The sequence below is a fragment of the bacterium genome (assembly GCA_026398675.1).
Lineage (GTDB): Bacteria > RBG-13-66-14 > RBG-13-66-14 > RBG-13-66-14 > RBG-13-66-14 > RBG-13-66-14.
In genome coordinates this window covers 1-4,533 of record JAPLSK010000080.1, presented here as the reverse complement: position 1 = coordinate 4,533, position 4,533 = coordinate 1, and the positions used below count along the sequence as shown (strand labels likewise).

Annotated in this window: 6 protein-coding genes; all 6 read right to left on the bottom strand. The window is 66.0% G+C overall.

Features of this window, described 5'->3' with window-relative positions; genetic code table 11:
- Positions 1-322 (bottom strand): hypothetical protein (locus NTW26_01675; GenBank protein ID MCX7020982.1); only part of this gene is annotated, 322 nt, incomplete at its 3' end.
- A complete protein-coding gene (locus tag NTW26_01670; protein ID MCX7020981.1) occupies positions 323-1,267 on the bottom strand; it encodes a ribose-phosphate pyrophosphokinase in 945 nt (314 codons plus the stop codon).
- A 285-nt stretch (positions 1,268-1,552) separates the two neighbouring features.
- Positions 1,553-3,262: a T9SS type A sorting domain-containing protein gene (locus NTW26_01665; protein ID MCX7020980.1), complete on the bottom strand. Its 1,710-nt coding sequence runs from the start codon at positions 3,260-3,262 to the stop codon at positions 1,553-1,555.
- A 30-nt stretch (positions 3,263-3,292) separates the two neighbouring features.
- A complete protein-coding gene (locus NTW26_01660; GenBank protein ID MCX7020979.1) occupies positions 3,293-3,469 on the bottom strand; it encodes a hypothetical protein in 177 nt (58 codons plus the stop codon).
- 145 nt (positions 3,470-3,614) lie between these two features.
- Positions 3,615-4,130, bottom strand: a complete 516-nt coding sequence (locus NTW26_01655) for a prepilin-type N-terminal cleavage/methylation domain-containing protein (protein ID MCX7020978.1) — start codon at positions 4,128-4,130, stop codon at positions 3,615-3,617.
- 66 nt (positions 4,131-4,196) lie between these two features.
- Positions 4,197-4,533: primosomal protein N' (locus tag NTW26_01650; GenBank protein ID MCX7020977.1), on the bottom strand; the 337-nt coding region annotated here is incomplete at its 5' end.

Genomic DNA, 4,533 nt, shown 5'->3' with positions numbered 1-4,533 from the left:
GGTCGTACCGGAGAATGCGCCCGTTTTCCTGATTGTCGAACCCCACCGCCCAGCAGCGACCGCCCTCGTCCGGGGCCACGCCGGTCAGATCGTATTCGTGAAAACCGCTGTATTTTTCCTCCCAGGAGTCCCCGTCGTAGTACCAGGCCTCTCCTACCCGGCCCACGACCCACGCCTCGCCCGTCGGGCCGGCCGCGATGTCCCGCAGACCAAGCGCCGGGCCGCCCGGCAGCGCGCACTCGCTCCAGACGGGCCCCAGCCCGATGTCGGAGCAGGCCGTCGCTAGGAGAAAAACGGGGGCGGCTAGGAGGAGTTTTCTCATCTAGAGGAAAAGGACGCTGATCGAGAGGTCGTAGTGCGTCCGGCGGATGGCCTCGCCCATGAGCTTGGCCACGCTTATGGTCCGGATTATATCGGGCGCGCCGGGGCGCAGGGGAATGGAGTCGGTGACGATGAACTCGGTGAAGACCGAGTCGGCGAGCTTCTCGTAGGCCTTCCCGGAGAAGACGCCGTGGGTCACCGCGGCGCGGACGCTCTTGGCTCCCCGCTCGGAGAGCAGCCGCGCGGCGTTGACCATGGTTCCGCCAGTGGACACGATGTCGTCAATGATGAAGCAGTGCTTGCCCTCGACCTCGCCGATGAGGGTCAGCGCCTTGGAAGCGTCGGTTGAGTAGCGGCTCTTGTCCACGATGGCGAAGCCGCAGTCGAGCCGGTCGGCGTAGGAACGGTTGATCTTGGCCGAGCCGGCGTCCGGGGCCACGATGACCAGCTCGGTGGGGTCGAAGTTTTGCAGCTCGCGCAGGAAGAGGGGGCGCGGCAGGAGGTTGTCCACCGGGATATCGAAGTAGCCCTGGATTTGGCCGGCGTGGAGGTCCAGGGTCAGGAGGCGGTCCAGCCCGGCCCGCGTCAGGAGGTTGGCTACCAGCTTGGCCGTTATCGGAACGCGCGGCTTGTCCTTGCGGTCCTGGCGGGCGTAGCCGAAGTAGGGGACGACGGCGGTGACCCGGCGGGCGCTGGCCCGGCGCAGGGCGTCCACCATCGTCAAAAGCTCCATCAGGTTGTCGTTGACGGTGGCCTCGGGCGAGGCGCAGGTGGGTTGGATGACGAAGCAGTCCCGGCCGCGCACGTTCTCGTGAATTTCCACCCGCACCTCGCCGTCGGCGAAACGGTCCAGAATCCGCTTGCGCAGGGGGGTGTGGAGGTAGGCGGCGATGTCCTCGGCCAGACGGGGGTGGGCGTTGCCGGAGAAGAGGAACAGATCGAGCATGGCGTGACTCCCGGGAATCGGGTGGCGGATTGGTTCGAGCGGACGGAGACGACGAATTATCCCGACGTTTATTCTACCACAGCCGCCACGGTCGCCGGACCTCCCCGGCGCGAAAAGGGGATGACTTTGCGCCATCCCCCTTGAAACAAGGGGTGAACAAGGGGTTTCGCCGGGGCGTTACTCGGTTCGCCGGGGGCGTAGCTCGCTTCGCTCGGTTCGCTCGGTTCGCTCGTTTAAACCCCTTGTCTTACCCCTTGCCTGTTCTAAAGTTGCGCCGTCGCCGGTTCAGCGCACGATGACCAGCCGGCGGCCGACCGTCCCCCCCTCTCCGATCAATTGCGCCAGGTACACCCCCGGAGCAGCGGCCGAGGAGTCCCACACCACGCGGCCTTCCGCCGGCGTTGCCGCCGTGGAGAACACCTCCCGGCCGGCGAGGTCGTAGACGGCGAAGCGGGCTTCCCCGTCGCCGGGGATGGTGAATTCGAAGGTCACCCGGTCGGAGGAGGGCGAGGGGTAGGGCGCGCTGAGGGTGAGCCCCTCGCGGCCGCTCTCGGCGGGTCCCACCTCCACCGGTCCGAGGCGCGTCCGCAGGCCGGAGAGGTCCGTCACTTCGAGAACGTAGGAACAGCCGGCATCCGGGGCCTCCCGGTCGAGGTAGCGGCCCTCGTTGGAATCCAGCCGGACTACCGGGGTTTCCCCAGTCCCGGCCTCGCGGAGGAGAACGACCGTCCGCGCCTCGGTCAAGCTCCAACCGGCCAGGACGCCGTCCCCGGTGCGCGTGGCGTTGAATTCGGAGTCCCCGACGCCGGTCTCGCTCACGTCGGCGTGGTAGTCGTAGGTCCCGGGCCCCGCCGCGGTCGGCCTCGTAGTCGTGAGCACAACCTTATCGTGGGTGTAAGGGAATTCCGGCGCGTCGAAGGTGGACCAGTTTTCCGAGTCCAGGTCCAGGCGCACGACCTCGGTGTCCGCCTCGTCCCCGGAGTTGATGCGCAGGACATCCACGGTGAAGTCGGATGCGTCTTGGCCGTCGAAGGTCCCGTAGAGCCACTCGGTGATTGCGGCAGCGACGTCGGAGATTTCAGGTCCACGCCCGGGCTCCACGAAGAGCACGTACTCGCCTGCGTAGCGGGAGAGGCTGTTGGAGCCCGAGGCGGGGTACTGGTTGTGGATCGAGGCGGGAGTGAAGAGCGGCAGATCCTCGCCGAAATAGCTGTACCGCCCGTCGAAGAGGTCCTCGTCCGCCAGGTCGAGGAAGTTCGCGGCGACCCAGTCGGGCAGGATTTCCTCGAAGGTGGCCCCGGCGCCCACGGTGTCCAGGGCGTTGTTCACCCCGGCGATGGAGTCGGCTTGCTCGTGGACCAGCTCCCAGATGAGGTCCGTCGGGTCGGCGGAGCCTTCGCCGTAGTGCTCGTAGAGGTAGAGGGTCCAGAGGTAGGTCTTGATGTAGTCGGACCAGGTGCCGTTCCAACCGGTCAGGTCGTTGTCCGAGTTGCCGTTGAAGCCGCTGATGTTGTCGGGGTGCCCGTAGAGGAACATGGCCAGCTCGGCGCAGCCCTCGTCCACCCAGTAGTCCTCGTCGGGGTCCTGGTTCCAGTGGAGCATGTGCTCGCACTCGTGGGCGGCCACGGCGATCATGTAAGTCCCGCCGGGGTCGTTGTCCGAGCTGTTCAGGTAGATAATCTCCCGCTCATTGGAGTGATACTCGTCATCGCCGTCGTGGTGTTCGTCGTAGAACATCCAGAAGCCGTCGGCGGAGATGTCCAGGTCGTAGTAGAAGAGGAACACGCGCGGGTCTCCGTCAATCTCGTCGGGGCACGGCCCGAAGGTCGTGGTGTCAATTTCGTAGATGCCGTCGCCGGGGCGGGGGCCGTCCGAGGAGTTCTCCCAGGCCTCGAGGATCTGGTTGACGTCGGTCTGGTTCACCTGGCTCGGCCAGACCGTGTCGTCCGTGACGACGTATCCGTGGGCGCTCTTGCCGCGGATGGTGCAGTTCACCAGCTCCTGGGTCGGGGGGCCGTCGAGGTTCTACTTCCAGAGCTGGAGGTGGTCGCCAATGTTGTACTCGGCGGTTCCGGGCGGCGCGGGGCCGACCCGGGGGTTATCGGCGGCGGCGCGCTGCATCTCGTATAAATAGAGCGGGGGCTCGGTGATGGCCAGGGCCGCGACGACGAATGATAAAAGCAACGCGAAGGCGATCTTCATGATTACTCCTCGATTGTCCGCCAGCGTCGCCGGTCGAATCCGGCATCGGCGCGAGACAGGTTTATCTTGGGGTGTTCTTGGCGGTGGGGATGGAATGAGGCAAGGGGTTAAAACCCCTTGTCCTTTTATCTAATCGGTGCGGCGGCTACTTTTCCTCGACGTTGAAGCGGTCGTGGTTGAAGTCGGCTCCCTCGGCACGCACCAGGCCGGCGTTGTCCACGGCGCACTCGATGTGCCCCTGATCGTCCGAGTAGGCGTAGTGGTATCCTGGCGCGCTGCCGTCGTTCCCGGCCTCGGGGCAGGTGAGCATCCGGCGGATGTTCTCCGAGCTGGAGGAGTTGGCCATCAGTTCCTGGGCGTTGGGGTGGGCGTTGGGATCGGAGAGCCGCGCCCCGGCCGGGCCGATATGGGCGCCGGGGTGGGTGGACTTGTACCGCGCTATCTCGACCTCGAGGTTCGACTGGTTGGTGATGCAGGCGGTGCGGTTGGCGTCGGAGATGTAGTCTATGATGTTGGGCACGGCGATGGCGATGAGAATCGCGATGATGGCCAGGACGATCATCAGCTCGATGAGGGTCAGGCCTCGGATGCCGAATATCCGCGACGGCGCGGCCGTAATTGCCGCCAGACGCTCTCGGATGCGGTCGAAGGGGCTCTTCATTAAAATTCCTCGGTGGACTGTGGACGCGCCCCAAGTATACCGGCGGCCCGTCCACCGGTCAAGGCGCTACATCAGGGATACCGGGTCCACATCCACGGTCAGCCGTACCGCGCCGCCCGTCCCCGTCCGCAAGGCCGTCTCCACCCCCAGGGAGAGCGCCGCGCCGCTCGAGGCCTTGACCAGAAGCTGGAACCGCCAACGGCCCGCCAGCCGTTGCAACGGCGCCGGGGCCGGGCCGAGGAGCTGCACCAGTCGCTCGTCGTAGCCGCTCTCCACGAATGCGGACAGGATGGCGCGCCTCGTCTTCTCCGCCGTCGCCAGGGCGGCGTCCGGCTTTTCCGCCGAGAACACGAGTGAAGCCAAGCGGACGTAAGGGGGCCAGTTGCCGATGCGGCGCTGCCTC